The sequence below is a fragment of the Oligoflexia bacterium genome (assembly GCA_035326705.1).
In the GTDB taxonomy this organism is placed as follows: Bacteria; Bdellovibrionota_G; JALEGL01; order JALEGL01; family JALEGL01; genus JALEGL01.
In genome coordinates, this window is sequence record DAOLES010000001.1 from 503288 (window position 1) to 527164 (window position 23877).

18 protein-coding genes are annotated in these 23877 nt (G+C 35.5%); 11 read left to right on the forward strand and 7 right to left on the reverse strand.

Annotation, left to right across the window (positions count from 1 at the left end):
* Positions 1 to 22: 22 nt before the first annotated feature.
* Complete coding sequence (ftsH, locus tag PKC21_02350; GenBank protein ID HMR24172.1) at positions 23 to 1864, reverse strand: ATP-dependent zinc metalloprotease FtsH; 1842 nt, start codon at positions 1862 to 1864, stop codon at positions 23 to 25.
* Between the two features lie 165 nt (positions 1865 to 2029).
* Entirely contained in the window at positions 2030 to 3037 is a 1008-nt protein-coding gene (gene tilS, locus PKC21_02355) for a tRNA lysidine(34) synthetase TilS (protein ID HMR24173.1), read from the reverse strand.
* 236 nt (positions 3038 to 3273) lie between these two features.
* Between tilS and PKC21_02360 the strand changes: the two genes are divergently transcribed.
* From PKC21_02360 to cglE, 6 genes are read left to right on the forward strand one after another with little or no spacing between them, the layout of a single operon-like run.
* Complete coding sequence (locus PKC21_02360) at positions 3274 to 4008, forward strand: outer membrane beta-barrel domain-containing protein (protein ID HMR24174.1); 735 nt, start codon at positions 3274 to 3276, stop codon at positions 4006 to 4008.
* A 6-nt stretch (positions 4009 to 4014) separates the two neighbouring features.
* Complete coding sequence (locus PKC21_02365; GenBank protein ID HMR24175.1) at positions 4015 to 5688, forward strand: hypothetical protein; 1674 nt, start codon at positions 4015 to 4017, stop codon at positions 5686 to 5688.
* Between the two features lie 24 nt (positions 5689 to 5712).
* Positions 5713 to 9810 (forward strand): tetratricopeptide repeat protein, encoded by a 4098-nt coding sequence (locus PKC21_02370; GenBank protein ID HMR24176.1) that lies wholly within the window; start codon positions 5713 to 5715, stop codon positions 9808 to 9810.
* Entirely contained in the window at positions 9810 to 10076 is a 267-nt protein-coding gene (locus PKC21_02375; GenBank protein ID HMR24177.1) for a hypothetical protein, read from the forward strand. The genes PKC21_02370 and PKC21_02375 overlap by 1 nt, the downstream gene beginning before the upstream one ends.
* On the forward strand, positions 10076 to 11515 hold the full coding sequence (locus PKC21_02380) for an AgmX/PglI C-terminal domain-containing protein (protein ID HMR24178.1): 1440 nt from the start codon (positions 10076 to 10078) through the stop codon (positions 11513 to 11515). Before PKC21_02375 ends, PKC21_02380 begins: the two co-directional genes overlap by 1 nt.
* A 13-nt stretch (positions 11516 to 11528) precedes the next feature.
* Complete coding sequence (cglE, locus tag PKC21_02385) at positions 11529 to 12113, forward strand: adventurous gliding motility protein CglE (GenBank protein ID HMR24179.1); 585 nt, start codon at positions 11529 to 11531, stop codon at positions 12111 to 12113.
* Positions 12114 to 12283: 170 nt separating this feature from the next.
* On the opposite strand, the gene PKC21_02390 is transcribed toward cglE, so the two are convergent.
* Entirely contained in the window at positions 12284 to 13696 is a 1413-nt protein-coding gene (locus PKC21_02390) for an FHA domain-containing protein (protein HMR24180.1), read from the reverse strand.
* A gap of 243 nt (positions 13697 to 13939) precedes the next feature.
* On the opposite strand from PKC21_02390, the gene PKC21_02395 reads away from it, so the two are divergent.
* Both PKC21_02395 and PKC21_02400 read left to right on the forward strand, forming a co-directional pair.
* Entirely contained in the window at positions 13940 to 15445 is a 1506-nt protein-coding gene (locus PKC21_02395; GenBank protein HMR24181.1) for a hypothetical protein, read from the forward strand.
* Between the two features lie 12 nt (positions 15446 to 15457).
* Complete coding sequence (locus PKC21_02400) at positions 15458 to 16060, forward strand: RNA methyltransferase (protein HMR24182.1); 603 nt, start codon at positions 15458 to 15460, stop codon at positions 16058 to 16060.
* 4 nt (positions 16061 to 16064) lie between these two features.
* Here the strand turns inward: PKC21_02400 and PKC21_02405 are convergent, their stop codons facing one another.
* A complete protein-coding gene (locus PKC21_02405; GenBank protein ID HMR24183.1) occupies positions 16065 to 18476 on the reverse strand; it encodes an AsmA-like C-terminal region-containing protein in 2412 nt (803 codons plus the stop codon).
* 42 nt (positions 18477 to 18518) lie between these two features.
* Positions 18519 to 19094: a thioredoxin family protein gene (locus PKC21_02410; GenBank protein HMR24184.1), complete on the reverse strand. Its 576-nt coding sequence runs from the start codon at positions 19092 to 19094 to the stop codon at positions 18519 to 18521.
* 200 nt (positions 19095 to 19294) lie between these two features.
* Between PKC21_02410 and PKC21_02415 the strand changes: the two genes are divergently transcribed.
* Positions 19295 to 20902 (forward strand): DUF839 domain-containing protein, encoded by a 1608-nt coding sequence (locus PKC21_02415; protein ID HMR24185.1) that lies wholly within the window; start codon positions 19295 to 19297, stop codon positions 20900 to 20902.
* Here the strand turns inward: PKC21_02415 and PKC21_02420 are convergent, their stop codons facing one another.
* Together PKC21_02420 and PKC21_02425 are read right to left on the reverse strand one after the other, a co-directional pair.
* Positions 20903 to 21373 carry a hypothetical protein gene (locus tag PKC21_02420; GenBank protein HMR24186.1) on the reverse strand — a complete coding sequence of 157 codons (471 nt, stop codon included), beginning with the start codon at positions 21371 to 21373 and terminating at the stop codon, positions 20903 to 20905.
* A gap of 96 nt (positions 21374 to 21469) precedes the next feature.
* Entirely contained in the window at positions 21470 to 22426 is a 957-nt protein-coding gene (locus tag PKC21_02425; protein ID HMR24187.1) for a bifunctional methionine sulfoxide reductase B/A protein, read from the reverse strand.
* A 105-nt stretch (positions 22427 to 22531) separates the two neighbouring features.
* Between PKC21_02425 and PKC21_02430 the strand changes: the two genes are divergently transcribed.
* Positions 22532 to 22870: a histidine triad nucleotide-binding protein gene (locus tag PKC21_02430; protein HMR24188.1), complete on the forward strand. Its 339-nt coding sequence runs from the start codon at positions 22532 to 22534 to the stop codon at positions 22868 to 22870.
* Between the two features lie 12 nt (positions 22871 to 22882).
* Positions 22883 to 23872, forward strand: coding sequence for a porphobilinogen synthase (gene hemB, locus PKC21_02435; protein ID HMR24189.1), 990 nt, complete (start codon positions 22883 to 22885; stop codon positions 23870 to 23872).
* The last annotated feature ends 5 nt before the right edge of the window (positions 23873 to 23877 follow it).

Here is a 23877-nt window from a genome sequence, read left to right on the forward strand (position 1 = left end):
TTACCCAATCTTTTAAAACTTTTTAGCTTTGCGGCAAGTCTCCACCAGTAATTAAAATGTCTAGATCTTCACCTGATAAAGTTTCTCTTTCCAGCAAAACCTTGGCAATCTTATCTAGAGTCCCTCTATTTTTCTGCAAAAGATCTTTTCCTCGTTTGTAGTTTCTATCGATTATTTTCTTAATTTCTGCATCAACCAGCTGAGCTGTTTTTTCACTATAATTGGATTGATGTGCAACTTCTTTTGCCAGAAAAATCTCTTGTTCATTATGCCCAAAAGCTATAGGCCCTAAACTTGAGCTCATCCCCCATTCACAAACCATTCTTCTGGCTAACTCTGTTGCTTTTTCAATATCATTGGATGCCCCATTACACTTGACTTTAAAAACAATCTCTTCTGCCAAGCGACCTCCCATTAAAATTGCTATACTCGATTCCGCTTGATTCTGATTTAAGGTGTATCGATCTTCAATTGGCATTTGGTGAGTTACACCTAAAGCCATTCCCCTTGGAATAATTGTAACTTTATGAACTGGATCTGTTTCTGGTAAAAGTTTAGCAAGCAAGGCATGGCCCGCTTCATGATATGAGGTGAGTTTTTTGTCCTGCTCATTCATGATGGTGGTTTTTCTCTCTTTGCCCAAAATCACTTTGTCTTTTGCTTCTTCAAAGCAATGCTTATTTACAGTCTTTAAACCAAGTCTAGCTGCCATAAGTGCTGCTTCATTAACCAAATTATGTATATCCGCACCTGTAAATCCTGATGTTGCTCTAGCTAGAACATTTAAATCTACATCGTCATTCAATGGCGTACCCTTTGTATGAACTCTAAGAATGCCTTCCCTTCCCCGCAAATCAGGTCTTGATACAACAACCTGACGATCAAAACGGCCCGGTCTTAACAATGCTGGATCAAGAACATCTGGGCGGTTAGTCGCTGCCATCATAATGATTCCATTATTATCTTCAAAACCATCCATTTCTACTAAGAGTTGATTTAGGGTTTGTTCACGCTCGTCATGTCCACCGCCTAAACCAGCACCTCTTTTTCTGCCAACAGCGTCAATTTCATCAACGAATACAATACATGGCGCTGACTTTTTTGCTTGCTCAAAAAGATCTCGTACTCGTGAAGCTCCTACTCCAACAAACATCTCAACAAAATCAGAGCCAGATATGGTTAAAAAAGGAACATGAGCTTCACCTGCCACTGCTTTAGCCAGGAGTGTTTTGCCAGTTCCCGGTGCTCCAACCAACATGACCCCTTTAGGAATCTTTGCTCCCAGAGTTGTATATTTTTTGGGAAATTTAAGAAAATCTATTATTTCTTCAAGCTCTTCCTTTGCTTCTTCAACACCTGCTACATCAGCAAATGTGATTCTACTTTTTTTTGGGTCTGCTATTTTTATTTTTGACTTGCCAAAACTCATTGCTTTACCATTCCCCGCCTGTACTTGTCGGAAGAAAAACAAAAGCAAAATAAAACCCAGTATAAAAGGAATGCTCCACAATAATAAGTTGCGTAAAAAGTCCTGGCGATTCAAAGGTTGTAGTTTTATATCTTCTACTGCATTCTCTTCAAGAAATTGTATTAATTCATCTGCTTCACCAAACCAATGACTGATAAAAACTTTTTTCTCACGATCGGGGGCAATTGTTTCATTTTCTTTTTTTGAAAAAAACTCACCTTTCAGTTTTTCCGGGCCCACCTCAATACTTTTAACATGCCCTGCTCTTACACTTTTTCTAAACTCGCTATAAGTCAGCTCAATAGCTTGTTCACTTGAAGACTTTTCAAAAGATTGAAAAATCAAAAAGAACACCACTGCCAGCAGTAACCATAAAAAAATGCGATTTGATTTCAACTTATACCTCTCACTTTATATATTAAAGGAAGTTGCGCTTTACTACGCACTTTCACAAATAACACAAATAAAAAGAGTATAAAATATAAGCGTCCATTGCGATTAAACCTTTTATACTCTAGACATATGTTACATAATATAACAACAACAGATTACGCAAACTAATCATGTTGAGCAAGCATCATGCTTGATACTTATTTTTTTTTCACACACCCTATATACAGTTTTGTTTGTAAGACAATAACTGCCTTGGCCTTTACGAAACAAATGAAGCATTTTATTCAGCTGATCCCCATTCAATGATTTGTCTTTTTTATTAAAAACATAATTTAAAAAAAACTTAATTTGCAAATCAGAAAACTTTAACAATGGTTCCCTTAAAAACTCTTCTTCTTGCAATGCACTTAATGCAAGCATATGATTTAAATCCATGGCTAGGTACTGTGTCACATCTTTACAGTCTTGCATGAATTCTAAAACATTTGCCTTATATTTATTTCCATACTGTGCACTGAGCAAAGGCAATAAAACATTTCTAATATGGTTTCTTGTAAAATCCGTACTTAAATTACTTGTATCAACATTGAATAACAGTCCATTATCTTTAGCAACACTCAACAAAGTTTGTTTTGATAGATTTAAAAATGGCTTATAAAAACATTTACCCGAGAATTCAGACATACCAGACAAGCCTTGAAAATGAGTCCCTGAAAACAGTCTGATAAAAAAACTTTCAATTTGATCATCTAAATGGTGCCCACTTAAAATGCATTGACTTTGCTCTTCTTTTGCATATTCAAGCAAAGCTTTTTGGCGTAAGGACCTTAACTTTTCTTCTGACAATATTTGACTGGATACATTAAGTTGTTTTACACACAAATCAAGTTTGTAGTTTTGTAACAATACTTGAATAAGTTCTATATCTTTTTTTTCATCAACTTGTTTTCTTTGTTGATGGGCAATGTATATTGGCAAAGGAATCTCAAGTTGTTCTTGCTTTGCTATTTCAGCCAAAACAAAAAACAAAACCATTGAGTCTACCCCTCCTGACACAGCAACAATTTTTTTTTGTTTTAAAATTTTATGCCTATTTAAAAAAGCCTTCACATGCCGATAAACTTGCAAATGCTTTGTAGAACGTTGAACCTGATTATTTTTATTTTTAGTTAACATATGTTTTTAAATTTACAGGTATTAGCTCAACATTTATACTAAAGAATCAACTAAAGCTATGCAGAAAAATCACTCTTTAGATAAGTATTTAACATACCCCAACAAAGGCTAATTATTGTGTTGATTTTATTCAATAAAATTGAAAAACACTTTAGCTTTTGCTACTCTTAATAGTGAACCATGGTAAGAATTGGTCCATAAATTATATTTCTAAAAACATCAATCATGAGGGCATAATGAATATAAAAATAACGTTCACTGGTATTTTACTTGCAACGCTGTTGGTTGCACCTGGAAGCGCTGTTTCACAAACAAAAAACAAAGACACCAATACATCCATTGGCTCGTATAGAAAAGAAGGCATTGATGTCGTACAAAGACGTGTTTTTAGAAAAAAAGGCCGTGCAGAGGTTGGATTTGACTTGGGTATCAATGCGGATAACCAGTTTTTATTTTATGAGTTTGTTCAAATCAGACCAACCTTTCATATTAAAGAAGGCTTAGCCATTGAAGCTTCTTATTCGCGCGTATTCCATCAAGAACGCGCAATCATCAATGATTTACAAAACGTGCCTTGCCCCCCCAACTTGATAGTGACTGACTTAATGATGAACCCTGTTTCAACCTGTGGTGTAGACCTTGACCCCGCTCCAGACCCAGCAAAAAACATTTATTTTGCGAACTTAATTTTTTCTCCAATTTACGGTAAGTTTGCGATTTTCTCAAAAAAAATCTATCACTTTGACTGGTATTTTGTTGCTGGGGCTGGGATGTTTGACAATGAGCGTTCACAACGTTTTGGAATCAATGTTGGTACAGGTTTAAAAATTTTCCTTAATCAATCTACTGCATTAAAACTAGACTTTAGAAACTTTACTGTTCGTGAAGGTGCTCCCTTCAACCAAATTGCAAATAATAGAGTGTATTCTATAGGTTTATCTTTCTTTTTACCATCAACCCCAAAGGACTAATAAATAATGCTTTTGAAAAAAAATAAACTTTATTTTTCACTGATAGGCCTTTCTTTATTAAGCAGTAGCCTTATTTTATCTGCATGTGCTAGCTCTAAGCAAGGTATTGCAGAAATAGGACAGGACAACAAAAAAACTGACTTGGTTGAAAGAAGAATTGACCGTGAGTTAGAAAAAAGAGCCCGTTTGGTTAGAAACAACCCTTTGTATACACGATTGGTTGAGACGCTTAATGAAGGTCGGGTTGAGTATAAAAAGCAAAACTATGAAAAGTCATTTTCAGTGTTTAGCAGCATACTCAACAACTCACGCTTTAAGTCTTTCCCAGAATATGGCTACTCAAAGTATTATATTGCTCAAAGTTTGAGTAACATGGGTGCTTATTACGCTTCATTACTGTATTATGTTGATATTGTTGAAAATGACAAGCTTCGTGTTTACACCCATGAGTCTCTCAGACAATCTATAGCCATAGCACAACATCTTAAAGATGATGAGCTCATCCTATATTTAGCCTCAACGATTAGTGATAAAAAGGTGCCTAAATCTTTAAAAGAAGAGTTTCGTTATTTTGTGGCAAAAGACCTCTACCTGAAAAAAAACTACCGCAGAGCTATTAAACTTTTGTACTCAATATCAAAAAACAATCGCTTGTATCTGGCTTCACGTTATTTGCTGGGTACAATTGCTATAAAAAACAATAGTTATGCAAAAGCTATAGACTTCTATAAAGACATCTCAAATGAGAGAAAAAACAAACTTTACTACGAAGAGACCCGTCTTAAACAACTCGCCAATCTTGCCTTGGGCCGCATATATTATGAGCAACGCAATTATCCTTTGGCTATTGTTTATTATAAAAAAGTTCAAAAAGACAACAACTATTACCCACAAGGTTTGTACGAATCAAGTTGGGCACTATTTAAGATGCGTCAGTTCAATGCCTCTTTATCTGTTTTACATTCTGTTAACTCACCGTTTTATGAGCAAGTTTACTTTTTAAAATCATATCTTTTAAAAGGCGCTATATTCCTTGAACTTTGCTTATATGATGATGCCTTAACCGCTTTGAGTGGCGTAGAAGATGAGTTTAAAGGGATTGCCCGCCAAATTGATAATTTTGCCAAAAGCAATAGATCTCCAAAACTTTATTACAATGCTCTAAGTGGCAAAGAAAGACAAAAATCTGGAAAGATGATTTATCGCTATAGAGATTTATTTAACTTAGCCAGTGCTAACCGCGACTTCTGGGGAATTCATCAGTACATTGAGTCTCTGCAAAAAGAGCGTGAGTTGCTGGGTAAACTGGATCAAAATAATGCAAAAGTGATTACCAACCTTATCACACAGAAGGAACGTGAGCTAACCCAAAGAGCAAGTTGGCTAGCAGGACAAAAACTAAAGCAAACTCGACAATTAATTGAAGACTTTTTTACTTTAAAAGATTTCTTAAGATACGAAATTGTCAGTACTGAAAGAAAAATTTTGCAAACCAGATCATTGAGACTAGCCCCTCCAGTTGACTTGAATGCTAACCTTATTAAACCTAAATTTACCGACAGTCTAAGAGAATCTATGGTTTGGTGGGAATATACGGGTGAATATTGGGCTGACGAAGTGGGCTATTATCTGTATAATCTTAAATCTATATGTAAGGACACAACCTCAGACAAGAAGTAGCTTTGCTACTTATGGAGACCATACTTGAATTTAACAGATTTAAAAAAAATACTTGTTCTTTGTTTAGTTCTTAATTTAATAAGTCCAATTCAACTAGCTTATGCAGTTGAAAAAAAGCCTGAACAAAGAACTGGACAAATATCCAACCCTATTTTTAAAGCCTTTAATATCCCTGACTATAAGGTTGATGCTGCTTTGGCAGAAAAAATTCGTGAAGAGTTGCGCTTGCTAAATCGTCTTGCTAAGCGTAAACAACCCGCCAACCAAACTGCCGAAGTCTATTTTAGAATGGCTGACCTATACTGGCTTTACGAACGTTCTGAGTATTTTAAAAAAATGGATGATTTTGAACGTAAGTATGATCTTTTTCTAAAAAAGAAGATTGCCAAAGAACCGGTTGAACCAAAGTTTTCTGGTGCTCGATCATTTAATCTTTATAAGAGAATTGTAAAAATTGCTCCTAACTATGACCGCTTGGATGAAGTTTTGTTTTTAGCAGGCTTTCATGCCAGTGAGATCAACTCAAAAGATGCCGTAAAATACTTAAACCTGCTCATCAAACGTTTTCCTAAAAGTAAATATTCAACCGGTGCATACATGACACTTGGTGATTATTATTTTAATAATAGAGATTTCAACAAAGCAATCAATGCTTACAGTGTTGTTTTAAAATCAGAAAACCAATTTAATACCAGCGCACTTTATAAGATATCTTGGTGTTACTATAACAAAAGTAACATCAATGGTGCGCTTAAAGTCATGCAGAAAGTTGTCAAAATCTCAAAAGATAAACAAAATGAGATTAACTTACGTCGTGAAGCCTTAAAAGATCTTATTTTATTTTACTCTGACCTTGGTCTAATAGAACCCGCTAGAAAGTACTTTGTATCCATTGGTGAACCAGAGTATGCACGTTTGGTCATTGAGAAGTTAGCCAATATCTACTTTGAAAAATCAGAATACAACAAAGCGGTAAATGCCTTACAAAAACTCATCTCGTTGGATCCTTACCACCCAGATGCTCCAAGGCATCATTCTAAAATTATTGAGTCTTATGAAAAAAGTGAGCAGTTACAGCGTGCCATGCGTGAAATGCAAATCTTCATGCCCCGCTATTTACCCGGCTCTGCTTGGGATAGACAAAATAAAGGCAGAAGCGATGCTTTAGAATATGCTTACAACCGATCTGAAGTGTATGCACGGTTTTTGGCAAAGCATCACCATGAAATGGCTCAGAAAAGCGAAACATCGAATAAAGTTAAAGCCCAAAATTATACGGAACTTGCTCTTAAGTTTTATGACAATTACGTTAAGTGGTTTGAAAATCATAAAAATGGCTATGAAATGCGCTTTTTATACGCCAATCTCTTATTTAAGAACAAAGTCTATGAAAAATCTGCAGAACAGTATGCAGCAATGCTTAAAGCTCAGAAAGAAGGGACAAAGAATCAATTGGCTCTCATTGGTTTAATTGACTCATTAAGCCGATTAGAAGAAGCCTATTATGCTGGTGTTGAAAAAACAATCAAAAACAAGAAAAGTGATACCTATGTAAAAACACCCCTTTCAAATTATGCAAAACGGCTTATCGCGGCAGACACTGCTTACCAAAAACGTTACCCAAAAGATGAACGTGCTTCAAAAGTATACTTTCAGATTGCACAACTGTATTATAATTACAATCAGTTCGATACTTCTCAAAAAATATTTTTTGATGTGATTAGACGTTACCCGGACTCCCCCGCTGCCAATGCATCTAGACATTTGATCTTGGATATTTACAACATCCAAAAGGATTGGGATAATCTTGAAAAATATGCGTCTGAATATCTTGCTGTAAAAAGTTTTGCAACACCAGAAAACAAAAAGCTTATGCTTGAACTGATTCAAGGCTCTATTTTCCAAAAAGCAAAAGGCTTAGAAGAAAAAAGCAAGTTTATTGAGGCAGCGAGAAAATATGAAAGCTTGGCCGATAAATATCCTGAATCAAAATTTGCAGACAAAGCCTTATACAATGCTGCAATTGATTACCTAAACGGCAACGATTCAAATTCAGCATTAAAAACATCTAGACGCTTTTTAAAAGACTATTCAAAATCTCCTTTGGTTCCAAAGATGATTCTTGCTTTAGCAACACACTTTGACAATAAACTAGATTACTTAAATGCCTCCGAACAGTTTGAAATTCTAGCAACTCGGTTTCCACAATCTGAACTTGCTTCAGCAGCTTTATACAATGCTGCCCTCTATAGAGAGCATTTAAAACAATACGATCAATCTCTTAAAAACTATAATCTTTATATCAGTCGATACCCAAAATCTGATGATGTTCATGATGCTTATTTTGCAACAGGTTTGATTTATGAAAAAATCAAAGATTGGAAAAAAGCAAGTGCTGTTTTTTATAACTTCCCAAATCGTTACCCAAAACAAAAAGAAAAATTTGCTGAAGCTTCTTATAGAAGAGGTTTTGCACAAAAAAACATTGGAAACATCAACGCAAGAAACGCTTCATACAATGAAGCTATTAAAAATGCTAAGCGCTATAAATCAGGTATTTCTTATGCTGCAAAAGCTCAATTTGAATTAGTTCAAGAAAAATTTGATGAGTTTAATAGAATTGAATTTAGAATGCCTCAACGTGCTCTAGCGGCTTCAATTGAAAGAAAGGCCAAGTTATTAAAAGAGCTTAAAGATGATTACTTTTCAATCATTGACTTGGGTGATGCTGAAGTTGGTGTAAAGTCTTTGTACCATGTTGGTCTTATCTATCAGAACTTCAGTCTAGCACTGTTTAATGCTCCCGTCCCAAATGGTTTAAGTATGGAACAAGAGCAAATGTATCAAGAAGAATTGCAAAACAGAGCCTTGCCAATTGAGCAAAAAGCAATTGAAGCTTATGAAAAAGCAATAAGTAAGGCCTTTGAACTGAATGTTTATAACGACTGGACTGTTAAGGCTTATGACAACTTAACCCAATATAAACCTGACAAATACCCGCAGCGCCAAGGTGAATCCTATATTCAATGGTTTATCAACGAACCCCTCATTGAATTCAACGCTAAAGCTGGTTTATTAAAGCCTGAAACAAAAAGTATTGTTACTGACAGATCACCATTTTTAGTGCCCGACCAAGCTCGTGCGTCTTCAGCTGAAGCTTTGGCTAGCCAAATCAGAAAAAATGAAGCCGCAATCAATGCCAATCCCAGAGCTGTTAGTGCTTATACACGTTTAGCTGACATTTATCGTTTGCTTGACCTACATTATAAAGCGAAACAAGCTTATGAAAATGCCTCTCTCATCCGCCCTTCTGACCAAGGAATATTGCTAAATTTGGCCTACTCTTCTTTTGAAAGCAATGATAAAAATTCTTTACGTTTGTTTGCTGAAGTTGCACGTCAAAATAAGAACAATTGGACCATTGCCAATAACTTGATTACTGCTCAAAGAAAACTTGGCAACAAAAACCAGGCTCTAAACAATATTCAAGGAATCATGTCAAAAAACAAAACCAATGTTTATGCCATCAATAATCTTGGTTTGTTGTATTATGAAACTGGCAAAAGTGAGTTGGCTGAGTTGACTTTCCAAAAAGCCAAAAAATACAACCCTAAAAATGCCGAAACCTTCAATAACTTGGGCATGGTATACTTAAAAATGGGCTTTTATAATAGTGCTATAAAAGAGTTTAACTCTGCAATTAATCTAGACAAAAACTTAATAGAGCCTGTGATCAACTTAGGTAATATCTATTTAGATCATGCAAACTTTGACGATGCTATTAAAATGTATAAAAAAGCACTCAGTATTGAACCTTTAAATCAGAGCGCCAAGCTTAACCTAGGCGTTGCTTTGATTGCAAAAAATCAAATTGAGGAAGCCAATCAACATTTTATGGATATTAATCAAGTTAACCCTAACTTTGCAGAAAATGCTTTTAATTTAGGTCTGATTAACCATTTAAAGCTTCAAAACAAAGAAGAAGCCATAAAAAACTATAAGCGTTTTATTAATTTAAAAGGAAAAACTATCCCTAAAACACATCCAGTGTATAATATGCTTAGACAGGCGCAATCTATGAAACAACCTAAACCGAATGATTTAGGAGGAGAAAAAAAGTAATGCAAAAAATGTTAAACCCATTATTTTACGCAATTATCATTATTCTTGGTTGTTCTATGGTCCAAAATGCTTTTGCACAAAGCACAGGAGCTAATAAAAAGCCTAAAGTGACCGTTTACAACTTTGATGAAGTTGATATTTTAGGAAATGTAAAAAAGCCTGATGGTGTAACTGTAAAAGAAAGGCCTGAAACATATTTTAAACGTTTGTTAAATCTTGATGAATCATTTATACCCAATATTATTAGATCCGTTGAGGACTTTTAATGAAACCATTAAAACCCAGAAGTAAAAATCAAAGCATTGTTTTTGATGATGAAACCTTAAAAATTAGTTTTAAGGTCGATAAAAATAACTCTAGCCCTATTATTAACTCTGATAAGCTTCGCTTACGTGTTACTGTATTAGCCTTTAATCAAATTATCAATGATACGTTGCTGCAAAAAAATGAACTCCACTATTTTGGTTCTCATAAAAATGCGAGCATTAAGTTACCTTCAGATTATATTAATAAAAAGCTCGATATCTTAAAGCTCAATACAGATGGAACCATAACCTTAAAAATCACTCCTGATGCAAGTGGTTACTTAGAGTATGGCGATCAACTGACCGCAGTTGAAGAACAAGTTGGGATTGAAAAAAAGAATTACAAAGAAGCAACTTTGCCCATCGGCAGCAAAGGGTTTTTGGTATATGACACGATTATAATCTATTTTGAATCTGTCTCACAAGATGAAACTGTTGTTCCTTTTTCATGGAAACAACAACTTAAAGATCCTTATTTCATTAAATGGTTTGCAGTGTCTGCGGCTATCCACTTGCTCATATTTATTTTAGCTTATGTCATGCCAAAACCTGACTTAGAGGATAAAACTGAAAAAATTAGAAAACAATACAAAAAGATTGTTGTTCAGAGTCAAGAAATGAAAAAGTACCAACCTGCTATTGTTCGATCTAAACAGCTTAGAGGTAACGTTGGTAAAGAAGGCAGTGGCGCAAAAGCTGGTGGTCAAGAAGGCCGCAGGGGCCGTGGTGTAAAGGGAAGAAAAGGCCCTAAGACCAATCGTGTTGACGTTAATAAAACTGGGGTTCTCAGCTTCTTTAGTAAGAATGACAACTCTGTTTTAAATGATTTGATTGGCTCTGGTTCTAACATCACTGAATCTATTGATAGATTAGGTAGTAAGGATGCGCGCCAAGGATTGCCTGGAGAAACAACAGTTAGAGAAGGCAAAGGCTTAAGAGGCTCAGCATCTGGTGGTGGAAACAATACTGCAACGATTGGCCAAGGCTTAGGTACCAAAGGTAAAGGTGGCGGCAATAAAAATATGGGCGGTCTTTCTGATTTTGGAACTGGAGACAAGAATGTTTCAGTTTCTGCAAGTATTGATGATGAAGAAGTTTACATTCAAGGTAATATTCCAAAAGAAGTTATTGCAAGAATTATTAGAAACCATTTAGGTCAAATTAGATCTTGTTATGAAAGACAAGTGATTAGACAGCCTGATCTGCGCGGTAAGATTGTTGTAAGATTTGTTATTGGTCTTCAAGGACGTGTGACCAGTACGAGTATTGCTGAAACAGGCATGAACAATGCCGCTGTTGAAGGCTGTATTCAAAGGGTTGTACGTAGAATGCCATTTCCTAAGCCCGGTGGAGGTGTTGTAGAGGTGGTTTATCCATTTACTTTTAACTTAGCAACCTAAGAAAGAAGCAATTATGAGAAGAGTTACAGTTATAAGTCTAATAGTTATGTTCATTGCAACATCACAGTTACCTGCTGAAAACTTATTTGGTGAATTCAGAAGATTACCTGATGAAATAGAAAAAGGCTTTTATATTGGTGCTGATGTTGGAATATCAATTCTTAATGGTGCTGTTGATGGTACAGCTCCTGCAGAAACAACCACCAACCCTGGAACAACGCTTTCATTTAATATGGGTTACGACATTACAAAAAATATTAGCATTGAAAGTCTATTTGGCTTTGCCATTCACGAAGCCTCCCCCCAAGATCCACAATTAGAAGGTGGGGTTAATTTTTTCTCTGGCAACTTACTTTTAAAACTACAAAAACCAATTGGACGTTGGAATCCTTTTGTAGCTGCAGGTGGAGGGGTTGTATTTACTGGGCCTGAGTTTGTTGACGGTGAAAAATACAAAATGAGTATAGCCGGTGCTGCAGGCATAGAGTATTACACTTTATTAAGACACTACTCTTTATACTTTAAGATTAACTACTTTCAGTTTGATTTACCCGTAAACATGATATCCCCTGCTTTTGGTATCAAGTATACATTTTAAAAAGCCAAAAACGATTTAAAACCTTATTATTGTATGCTACTTGATATTATATGCTGTAACATTTATCGTTATTAACAGTTGCTTAAATATCTACACCAAACGTGATGCCGTCTACATAAACGTGACACACTTAAAGAAACAAATACGCACTTAAAAGAAAAGCTAAAACATCAAGAATCAAAGCTTTTCTTTTGAACCCCTGCAAATTTAAACTTATAGCTTGCAGTAAATCCTTCCCACGGTGGCTTTGAATCGGCAATGATATCTTCGGTCCCTTTTTTTAAACATTGATCTAGTTGGCTGGTTTTAAAATGATCAGAGTCTATTCTTTCTCTATTAACCCGTCCAGCATCATTTAAGCTAATTTCTAATGAAATAACGCCAGGTCGCTCAGGGTTTTTTGCATAGTTAACAAAACAATTTTGGACAAATCCTAATTGGTTTTTTATTGAACGTTGATAATTTAGAGCCTCTTTTGCACTATCAACTGAAACTTCTTTGTTTTTGTTTTTGCTAAAAGAAAAAAGAGAACCTTTATGTTTTGGAGGCTCAACATCCACAGACAATGTTGCTTTACTGATAGCCTTAGCAATATTTTTTCTTCTTTGACTTGTATTTTCTGACAAGTTACTCAAACCAGAAAAATCGATTTCCTCATCCACAATGTTTCCTAAAACATCTGCCACTTTAAAGTTGGTGTTTTTTGATGATTTTTGACTTTTATTTGATTTAGCAACAGTGTTTCCTTTAGGTTTTGTTTTGACTTTTTGTTTATTGCTGTTTGTTTGATTTGAATTTTTAACATCAACAGTTGCAGTACTTTCTTCTTGACTATCTGTATCATTGGCTTCCTGCATAACCAGTTGTGACTTTGATGCATTTTTTTGTAAGAATATAAACATGCCATAGGCTAAAACAGCAGAAACACTCACCATAGCCAAGGCCATCAGAAAAATCTTAGTTTTTGATGTTCTTTGTAAAGGTACAACTCGGTCAGGAAAAACCGACATATCGGCTTCTCTGGTGGCATTGGTTCCTCTACTTGACTCTAAGCCAGTTATAATTGTTGGAATATCCAAATCATTATGATCCAAATATTCAATGGATAAGGATACGCCTGAACCATCTTGGCCCAGTGAGGGTTTCTTATTTGGATTTTTTGGCTCTCTTTTTCTTTTACCTGCTGCATCTTTTTGAGTTACGTCAAGGGCAGTTAAAGAGTCTGGGTTGTCTTTATCTGCATCAAAATGTGGTTGGTTGAAGATAAATTCAAAGGGTCCACATATAACTCTATCTTTATGGGTGAGCTTGATTTTTGAGATTCTCTCACGATTAACATAAGTACCATTTCTACTTTTTAAATCCTGTATATAAACAATACCACTATCCAAAACCTCAATAACAAAGTGATGCCTTGATACAAATGTACTTTTAATGACAATTTGATTGGAAGGATCTCTACCTACAAGCGTAGAGCCTTTTTTTAATTGAAAAGTCTCAATAAACTTTCCTTGATTGTAAAGTCGTAAGAATACAGCTTTGCGATCAGCTACAACCGGTGAGATTTTACTTATCTTTGCCAAAAACAGCCCCCAACAAGTCCTAACTTTCTATTTTTACAAAAACAGCGCATATCTTATTAATATTATAACGTAAAATAAAGATTAGCAAAAAGCATTTGGTCTTTTAAACCATTATTTTTAAGCCTTAAACAATCCTGAGCTACACAGGCCGTTTCAAGGTTTATTACCTTGTAGATCTAGTTTTAGAGTTTTTTAAAAAGCATTTTCTCGACAATATACCTATTATTCAATAAAGCAGAACCAATGAACTCAAAGCAAACCTCACCCACTAGCCATGATTATTTTCTTAATCAGCTTCAATCCAATGATATTTTTGCTAAAACACAAAAAAAAGACGCTTCTATCTGGTCAAATGATAAAAAAGTTCAACAATCCATTAAAAACCGTTTGGGATGGACTCAATCTAATCAGTTTATTTCCCAATTCAAAGAAAAAATTAATGATTTTTATGAAAAAATTCAACATTCTGGCTATCGAGACTTTGTTTGGATTGGAATGGGAGGATCAAGTTTATTTGCTAAAACTTTGGCCCATGTTTTTCAGGCTAAACATTTTTATATTATAGACAGTACGGATACTGAACATATTAATGCTTGTTTATCTAAGCTAGACCTTTCTAAAACTTTATTTTTTATCGCTTCTAAGTCTGGAACCACTCTAGAAACACTTTCGGTTTTTCATTACCTTCAACAACTCAATATACCTGACCATCATTTTGTTAGTGTATCCGATGAAAATACAACTTTAAGTCAGCACTTTACTTTAGATGATCACAACTACTACGATCAATTTATCAACCCTAGTGATATTGGTGGACGATTTTCATCCACATCTTACTTTGGCCTTTTGCCCCTTGCATTGATAGATTTTAATGCTTTTCATGACAATGTAAATTGTTTCTTGGAAAGCTCTAACAGTCAAGACTTACAAAAAGGGATTGAGTCTTTTGCTGCAAAAGTTTTTTATTTGTATAAAAACCATGGCTCAAACAAACTTATTTTACATTTTCCAGATCAGCTCTCATATTTTACCCATTGGGTAGAACAATTGGTTGCTGAAAGTACAGGGAAAAATAACCGCGGCTTTATACCTCTTCCATCAGAATATATTGATAATGACCGAGAAGATTATATTCATATTTACAATGCCCAAAGCCAAAACATAACTAAAATTTTTGCTCAAACGCTAAGCTTTCCTATAAATGCTGATAAAAACAATCTTCTACTACAAAGTTATGCTTGGATGCATATTACTGCAATTTTAGGCTACTTTCTGCAACTCAACCCTTTTGATGAACCCAATGTTGCGCTAGCAAAGTCATTTGCACAAGATTATCTTAAACAAGAAAACCTAACACCAGCAGATGTTTTAACTACACTTGATGATAGTTTTTTTGAGCATCTTAACAAACAAAGTAAAAAAAATAATTTTATAGCTGTTTTATTTTTTGGTCATGATGATACAGAACACTTAAAAAAACTATGCAAGCATCTCTCTAAAACTTATCAACAACCCTGTATTCCATACTATGGTCCACAATACCTACACTCCGTTGGTCAATATTTTAAAGGTGGCCATCATGATGTTAGTTTTATTATTGCTTACTGTGAAAACGATGATTTATCTGAAGAACAAAAGCACCTTGAAAAAATAAAGCTCGCGCAATGCTTAGGAGATTATCATGCTTTACAACAACTTAAAAAACCCGTAATTTTTGTTAAACAGGATGAACTATTTAAACTATCATAAACTCTCTTAGTCATGACAGATGAACGTTTAGATAAAATCAAACAGCTTGCAACGCAACGTCAAACTGACCTGGCTGTCTTATTAGAAAATGTGCACGATCCACATAATATTGGTGCGGTTCTTAGAACCTGCGATGCTGCAGGTATTTTTAATGTGTATATTTTAAACACCGATTATCGTTTACCAAAAACCATTGAAGCCTTTAATGAAAAAGCTTCCTCAGGAGCTAGAAAGTGGGTTAAAATTCACTTTTATACTGATTTGAAACAATGTTTTGATGCAATTAAACAGAATTATACAAAACTCTATGCATCTAACCTAAACAATGAATCTTTAGAAGTCTACAATATTGATTTTTCTTCTGAGCCCAGTATTCTTATGTTTGGCAATGAACATGAAGGATTAACCGCCAAAGCCCTAAAACAAAGTACGCATCATTTTCACATACCCCAAGTTGGGATGGTACAAAGCCTAAATATCTCTGTTGCCTGTGCAATCAGTGTTTATGAAGCTGTACGACAAAAAAAAATAAAAGGTCATTATTCAAATAATACGCAAGAGCATATTGATGCAATTGAATCTTACTACCTAAAACAGCATTATAGAAAAAAATAACGTTTTATAAACCTAAACCTTTAAGTTTATCTTTGACCGCGTCTTTTGCCTTCTTTTTAACTTCTTCTTTTTTCTTTTCAACTCGTTTTTCAACTTTTTGTTCTATTTTCTTCTCTGCTTTCTCTGTAACGGACTTTTTAAGATCTCCTTGAGCCAGGCCAATTTTAAGATCGCTCAATGAACCACTAATCTTTATCGGTAGATCCAAACTAGTACTATTTGGGCTCAGCTTAGCTATAGCTGGAGCAATTTTTTCAACATCATTTTTAGGAAGTTTAAGGTTAAAATCATAGTTTACTTTACCACTGAGTGATTGTGTCCCGTTACCTGAAACATCTACGCCTTGACTATTAAAATTCAACTTATTGACTTCAAACATACCTTTATTAAATTTAATGTATTGACTCCAAGATTTAAAATCAATGCTTTTTAAAGAATCTTTCTTGATAAAACTGGCCAATTTTTTCTGAATCGTAGACTGCTTAAGATAACCCTCTACAATTTTAACTGGCCCCTCAAATGAAATAGAATCAATTTCAGGCATAAGTGTTTTAGCGTTTATTGTCCCAGATGAATTGATTTGACTAAATAGTTGTCCACCAACTTTTGTAAGTTTATCTATTTTTATTGGGAAAAAGGTTTTTGCATAATCTAAAAACTCATCAATTTTAACCTGGTCAACATTAACATTGGCTTGGTAAGGAAACTTATCTTTACCAGACACATCAAGTTTAAAGTTGGTTTTTAATAAACCTGAAAAAGCATTTGCGCTGAGGTTTTTTAAGTCTATTGTCCCATTTTGTGTGACCAGTTCTGCATTAACATTTTTAAGATCTAAATCACTGTAGCGTAAAACATTACACATTAAACGACTTGTACCATTAACTTTTTTTATTGGGCTAAAATCAATTGCTTCCGTACTTTCTTCTTCATCATCAGGTAAAAGTTTATCTAAATCCAGTGACTTTGCGTTGACTGTAATATCATAGCCTAAAGAGCCATCAGCTAAAGCATAATTTAATGCATCACGCACATTACCTTTGATTGATAGTTCATCATTATTAAGCTGCATGTTATCAACATCAATTTTTATTAAATTTTTTTCTAACTCCAACTTGGCTTGCACGTTTTTAATTTTATAGTTTTGCATGTCAGGCGAAGTAGATGCATAAGCCACATCAATCAATTGATGCCTACCTGACATCAACGGTGAGTTAATACTTTGGCTTATATTAAATTGCCCGTTGGCTTTTCCAGACAAGGTATGCTCAGGTGGGTACATCTCAATTTGCTTTAACTCATCAAAGTCTAGGTTGTATTGACCAGAAACATTGACTGGGCTTTTATCAATACCATTAAGATAATTGCTAATTTTTGCTTTCATATCAATCATGCTCTTATCTGTTTTAGCTTTTAATGCATGGAGCGTAATAGACTGTTTATCCACATCAAGATCAAGAACAATATCCTTAATCTCTTTACCATAGCGAGCAACACCCTCTGTTAGCTTAAGCTTAGCCATAAAATCTGCTTTGCTGTAATCATCCCCACCAACATAAGAAGCTTCAAACATCAGTTTTCCGTCACTTGATTGCATGGATTGATCACTGAACATTTTTGAGGGTAAGAAAGCTAATATTTGCTTGAGCTGTTCACTTTTTGCATTCAGTTTTATATTATAGTGTGGTTCATTTAGCATATTCAATGTTCCACTCATATCAGCTTTGATAGATTTACTTTCTAAGGCCAACTGTTTTATTGTAGCACTCTGTTTTTTGCTATCGTAAACTATGTCTATATCTAACATTGGCTCTAAACTACGGCCAAAGTAACCATAAGCGGTTTGATAAAGAAGCTCTTTAAACTGAGCTTGACCAGATATTTCAAAAACATTCAGGCCTTGTGTTTTTATTGCATAGATTTGGCGATCTAGTTGTGTTTTAAACAGCGACGAGCCTTCTTCTTGCAATTCTACTTTCATGTTACTTATCTGTACTTTACTAAGTTCAAAATCAATTGCATTATCCTCTATGCTTGGATCTTGTTCTTGACTTTGTTCTGGGCCCTCATAGTTAAAGGCTAAATCATACTTAATCTGTGGTGTGTCCAATATAATTTTTGAAAAAACCACTCTTTTAGAAAATAGGGGTAAAAGTTTTATTTTAAACTTTGCATGATCCAAACTCAAAAAAAGTTTTTCTTTATCCTCAGCTTGTAAAGAGACATTATCAAGTGATACCCCAAACAAAGCTGGACTTATATTTCCTATAGAAAGTTGTAAATGCGTTGCTTCATATACTTGTTGCTCTATTTTAGTGATTAAGCCTTTTTTTGGCATAAACCATAATACCGCATACAGCAGTAAAAAAAAGACCCCTACACCCAAGAAAATTTTTAAACCTATATTTTTTTTCATACCCTGCCTTTAAAAATTAATTTATGCTCGCAAAATTAACTATTAAAAATAATCTGGCTCATTACCAGGCTTCCATTTAATGTTGCAACCTATACTTGGTTTTTGCTCTAAGTTTAATGCTTCACCTGCAATAACAAAATCCAATGCTTGTCTAAGATCTTGGCCAGTAACTTTGACACCATTACCCGGCCGACTATCATCCAACTGACCTCGGTACTGAAGCTTGTGTTGTGCATCAAAAATATAAAAATCCGGTGTACACGCAGCATGTAAAGCTTTTGCAAAACTCTGTTTTTCATCTAACAAAAAAGGAAAAGACCAATTCATTGTTTGATGCAATTTTTTCATATGCTCTGGACCGTCTTGTGGGTAATTTTCAAGGTCATTAGAGTTAATGGCTAAAATTTTTATTGTTTTATCTTGATAGTCATTTTCTAAACGAGAAAACTCATCCCAAACATGCTTTACATAGGGACAATGATTACAAATGAACATAATCAATACATTTTTATCTTTTATATCATCATTGCTTATCCGTTGACCAGAAACCACATCCAATAAATCAAACTTTGGAAGACTTTGTCCCAACCCTATCATTTGTGATGCCCTTAATGCCATAACTAACCTTCTTTCTAAACAAGAAACCTATTTAAAATGTTTCTTATCACATTTAGCTTTTTTAAACTTTGCAAAACTACTCTATTATGAGGGGAAATTTACCCATAAAACACCCTCTCTTCACCTAACTTAAGTACAAAAATAACTGCTAAAGTGTAAGTTATTTTGTACTCTTATTTATAATACGGTAATCAATAGCTATGAGTTTATACAAAGAATGGAATAGAAGACAGTTTTTACAATTTATGGGCAAAAACTCTGCTTTGCTTTCAGGCATAAGTATCCTGTCTTCATCCTGCATGAAATCCTCTGGTGCTGTAACTGATATTTCAATAAAAAGCCTAGCACCTGATTTAAATGATCAAGTCAGTCTTATCAAGGACCTTAACTACTCTGTCTTGGTTTCTTGGAACGACCCTATTGCAAAAGATAAAACCTTTGGTTTTAATTGCGATTACATCAATTATGTTTCACTAAGCAAAGATAATAAAAGTTTATTTTTTATGGTTAACAATGAGTACCCTAATGACAAATATGTCAGCGGCTACTTTGAGGGTAAAAAGACCAAAGCTCAAGCGGACCTAGAGCAACAAAGTGTTGGCTGCTCCTTATTTAAAGCGGATGAAGTCTCCCCTGGAAAATGGCAAGTAGACCAAAACTATAAATACAATCGTCGCATAGATGGACAAACAAAAATCCCCTTTGCCGGTGGAAAAACCATTCATAAAAAAAACTATGCCATTGGAACCTTAGGCAACTGTGCCGGTGGAAAAACTCCTTGGAACAGCTTTTTAACCTGTGAAGAAAACTACCAAGATTATTATGGTGAACGTGATTCAAAAACTGGAAAAATCAACAAAGACAACCCTTATTATGCTACACAGTGGGAAACCATATATGGCTACCCCCCTGAGCACTATGGCTGGGTGGTTGAAATCAATCCTTTAAGCTCTGACCCTGGTAAAAAATTGACCAGTTTGGGTCGTTTTGCGCATGAAAGTGCCACGGTCACTCAAGCCAAAGATGGCCGCTGCATAGTTTATATGGGCGATGATAAAGAAAATGAATTTATCTATAAGTTTATTGCTGATAAAACCAACAGTCTTGAAACCGGTACTTTGTATGTAGCTGACACAAAAAACAATCAATGGCTTCCTTTGACCTTAAACAATAGCAAGCTAAAACAAACCTACAAAAATCAATTGGATATTTTAATTCATACCCGAGAGGCTGCCAGAATGATTGGTGCTACTCCGCAAGATAGACCAGAAGATGTTGAGTTAGATCAAGATGGTAATGTTTATATTGCATTGACAAAAAATGGCCAAACCAACAACCCACACGGTTCAATTCTTAAAATTACTGAGAACAATAATGACCCGCTCTCCTTAAGCTTTAAACATGAAACTTTTATTGCTGGTGGAGAAAAAACAGGTTTTGCTTGCCCAGACAATATTGAGTTTGATCCGAAAGGCAACCTTTGGTTTACAACCGATATTTCTGGTCACAACGTAGGTAAAGGTGCTTATAAAGCCTTTGGTAATAACGGTTTATTTGTAGTTTTAAAAGAAGGTCCGCAAGCAGGCCTGCCCATTCAAGTGGCTTCAGCTCCTATTGATGCTGAATTTACCGGCCCAAAATTTAGTCCAGATGGAAAAACATTGTTTCTTTCTGTGCAACATCCTGGAGAAATGACCCAAGATTTAAGCAAGCCTACCAGCCATTGGCCAGAAGGTGGAGAGGCACATCCAAAACCAAGTGTTATTTGTATCAGTGGGCCATTTTTAAATAAGATCAGTGCCGTTTAATTAACCATTGGCCAAAGCATAGATTTCTAAAACTGCAGATGGAGGTAAATCTTCCTCTAAGGCCAAAGAAGTCTTTAAATCTTCAGCACACTGCTTTAAAGCTTGAATGGTTCTATTTTCTAAATTTAAACCCTCTGAATTTTCATCTAAGAGTGGACCATTTTGTGCTGCGGCAATGGCAAGGTCAATTTGCTCTTTATCCAACTCATGTCTTTTCTTAATTAATTCAACTGAACATTGATCAGAACCAAGAAACCGCATCAACGCTTGGTCTACATTACCATCGGTGATGGATTCAATGGATACTTTAAAATCTTCACTCACCGCTAAAGTTTTTGCCTCTACGCTACTAGCAAATGCTAAAACTGAGCAAAGAACCATTGCAACCATACTTAATTTAATGTTTTGTTTATTGTCGTTGTTTAAAACTTCCTTAATTTTTCTCATGGCCATACTAACTGCATGGGACATGCCAAAAATAACTGCAAATTTAGTCAATATTTTCAAATACTTACATAAAAACCGCAGTGAGCAAAAAAACACCAGCGGACCTCTTAGACACAGACATTAATCTCTTATAAAATGGCAGGTATAGCCTCCTGGATTTTTTTGCAAATAATCTTGATGATAATCCTCAGCAGAATAAAAAGGTTTTTGCTCTATCACTTGAGTTACAATGGGCTTGGACCAAAAACCAGACTGCTCAACTTTAGCAATCACTTCTTGGGCAATCTTTTGTTGGTCTTCATTTTGATAAAAAATTGCTGACCTATACTGACTGCCTATATCATTCCCTTGTTGATTCACTGTGGTTGGATCATGCATTTTAAAGAAAAATTCTAATAGTTCTGCAAAGCCAATTTTGCTGGGATCAAACTCAATTTTAATGGCTTCTGCATGTCCGGTTTCACCGGTCTTAACTTGTTCATACTTAGGGTTGACCAAAGTGCCGCCGGTATATCCTACTTCAGTACTTAGAACGCCATCGAGTTGTCTGATCAGCTCTTCTACCCCCCAAAAACATCCACCTGCTAAAATTGCTGTCTCACTTTTTACTTCTTGCACTGTATCTTCTCCTGAAAATAGAGATTTAAACTCGCCATAACCTTCTTTTTCTAAGTCCTTTATAGGTATAAAACGCAACGCCGCTGAGTTAATACAATAGCGCATGCCTGTTGGTTCTGGGCCATCCAGAAAAACATGCCCTAAATGAGAGTCTGCATATTTAGACCTCACTTCTATTCTTGGCATCATCAGCTTATGATCTTCTTTTTCTACAATATGCTCAGGCTTTAATGCCTGGGTAAAACTAGGCCAGCCACATCCAGCATCATATTTATCCAAGGATGAAAACAAAGGTTCGCCGGAAACAATATCTACATATATGCCGTGTTCTTTATGATCCCAATATTGATTGGTAAAGGGCCTTTCCGTGGCGTCATTTTGGGTTACGTCATAACTCTCTTGATCTAAAATTTCTTTTAAAACATCTTGATTGGGCTTGCTGTATTGCTTTTCACTCATAAAGCCTTCATAGCACTTTCAAATAGAGGACTCAACGGAATCCTTTTTTTATATTGCATGCGGCAATGTTTTGGGTAATCGGTAAAATCATGCTATTTTTAAGATATGACCTTGTTTGAAAAGATTATTGCCAAAGAACTTCCTGCAACCATTCTCTATGAAGATGAGCAATGCATTTGCATCAAAGATATTTCTCCGCAGGCAAAAGTGCATGCCCTGCTCATTCCAAAGCAAGTCATTCCTTCGCTCAATGACTTAACCCAAGATCATCAAAATTTAATTGCGCACCTGATGCTCCAAATCCCTAAAATAGCCTCTGATTTAGGTCTGTCTGAGGCAGGTTATCGAGTGGTCAATAATATTGGTCAGTATGGTAGACAAAGCGTTCAGCATTTACACTTTCATATTCTTGGAGGTGAACAACTCTCAGGAAACTTTGCCTAGGAGATTTGCAGTATGTATAAAGCCAGTTTTCCCCTTAACCGCATGCGCAGACTAAGACATTCTGCCTGGATCCGTGACTTGGTAGCTGAAACATCTTTATCAGCACAAGACTTTATATGGCCCTGCTTTGTTGTGGATGGCACCCATAAGCAAGAAGCCATCAACAGCATGCCCGGTGTTTTTAGGTACAGCATTGATCTCTTGGTTAAAAAAGCCAAAGAAGCGCAGGACTTGGGTATTCCTTGCATTGCTTTATTTCCCAATACAGATCCCAGTTTAAAAACCGATGATGGTATAGAAGCCACCAATCCTGATAATTTAATTTGCAGAGCAGTTGCTGCTGTTAAGGTTACCTGTCCTAACTTGGGTATTATGTGTGATGTGGCCTTAGACCCTTATACAACACATGGTCACGACGGTATCTTAGATGCTCAAGGCAATATTGATAATGATGAAACGGTTGAAATTTTAGCCCAACAAGCGCTGGTGCAAGCACAAGCGGGCTGTGATATTTTAGGTCCTTCGGATATGATGGACGGCAGAATCAAAGCTATTCGCAATGCTTTGGAACATGCTCAATTTCATAACACTTTAATCATGTCTTATGCTGCAAAATATGCTTCTGCTTTTTATGGTCCTTTTAGAGATGCGGTTGGCTCAAAATCCAACTTAAAAACCGATAAACGGACCTACCAACAAAATCCAGCCAATGCCTTAGAAGCTCTGGATGAAGTGGAGCAAGACTTAAAAGAAGGCGCTGATATGGTCATGGTCAAACCAGGCCTTCCTTATTTGGATATTATTCACCGCGTGCAATCCACCTTTAAAGTCCCCACTTTTGCCTATCATGTCAGTGGCGAGTACAGCATGCTTAAAGCCGCGGCTGAAAAAGGTTATTTGGATGACAATGCCTGTATGCTAGAAAGCCTTATTGCCTTAAAAAGAGCGGGTTGCAGCGGCATTCTCACTTATGCAGCTCTAGACATTGCAAAACAACTATAAGTCTA

Coding starts and splice junctions, on each gene's coding strand:
- tilS (HMR24173.1), bottom strand. CDS start 3,037: ATGTTAACTAAAAATAAAAATAATCAGGTTCAACGTTCTACAAAGCAT.
- PKC21_02360 (HMR24174.1), top strand. CDS start 3,274: ATGAATATAAAAATAACGTTCACTGGTATTTTACTTGCAACGCTGTTG.
- PKC21_02365 (HMR24175.1), top strand. CDS start 4,015: ATGCTTTTGAAAAAAAATAAACTTTATTTTTCACTGATAGGCCTTTCT.
- PKC21_02375 (HMR24177.1), top strand. CDS start 9,810: ATGCAAAAAATGTTAAACCCATTATTTTACGCAATTATCATTATTCTT.
- PKC21_02380 (HMR24178.1), top strand. CDS start 10,076: ATGAAACCATTAAAACCCAGAAGTAAAAATCAAAGCATTGTTTTTGAT.
- cglE (HMR24179.1), top strand. CDS start 11,529: ATGAGAAGAGTTACAGTTATAAGTCTAATAGTTATGTTCATTGCAACA.
- PKC21_02395 (HMR24181.1), top strand. CDS start 13,940: ATGAACTCAAAGCAAACCTCACCCACTAGCCATGATTATTTTCTTAAT.
- PKC21_02400 (HMR24182.1), top strand. CDS start 15,458: ATGACAGATGAACGTTTAGATAAAATCAAACAGCTTGCAACGCAACGT.
- PKC21_02405 (HMR24183.1), bottom strand. CDS start 18,476: ATGAAAAAAAATATAGGTTTAAAAATTTTCTTGGGTGTAGGGGTCTTT.
- PKC21_02410 (HMR24184.1), bottom strand. CDS start 19,094: ATGGCATTAAGGGCATCACAAATGATAGGGTTGGGACAAAGTCTTCCA.
- PKC21_02415 (HMR24185.1), top strand. CDS start 19,295: ATGAGTTTATACAAAGAATGGAATAGAAGACAGTTTTTACAATTTATG.
- PKC21_02420 (HMR24186.1), bottom strand. CDS start 21,373: ATGTCCCATGCAGTTAGTATGGCCATGAGAAAAATTAAGGAAGTTTTA.
- PKC21_02425 (HMR24187.1), bottom strand. CDS start 22,426: ATGAGTGAAAAGCAATACAGCAAGCCCAATCAAGATGTTTTAAAAGAA.
- PKC21_02430 (HMR24188.1), top strand. CDS start 22,532: ATGACCTTGTTTGAAAAGATTATTGCCAAAGAACTTCCTGCAACCATT.
- hemB (HMR24189.1), top strand. CDS start 22,883: ATGTATAAAGCCAGTTTTCCCCTTAACCGCATGCGCAGACTAAGACAT.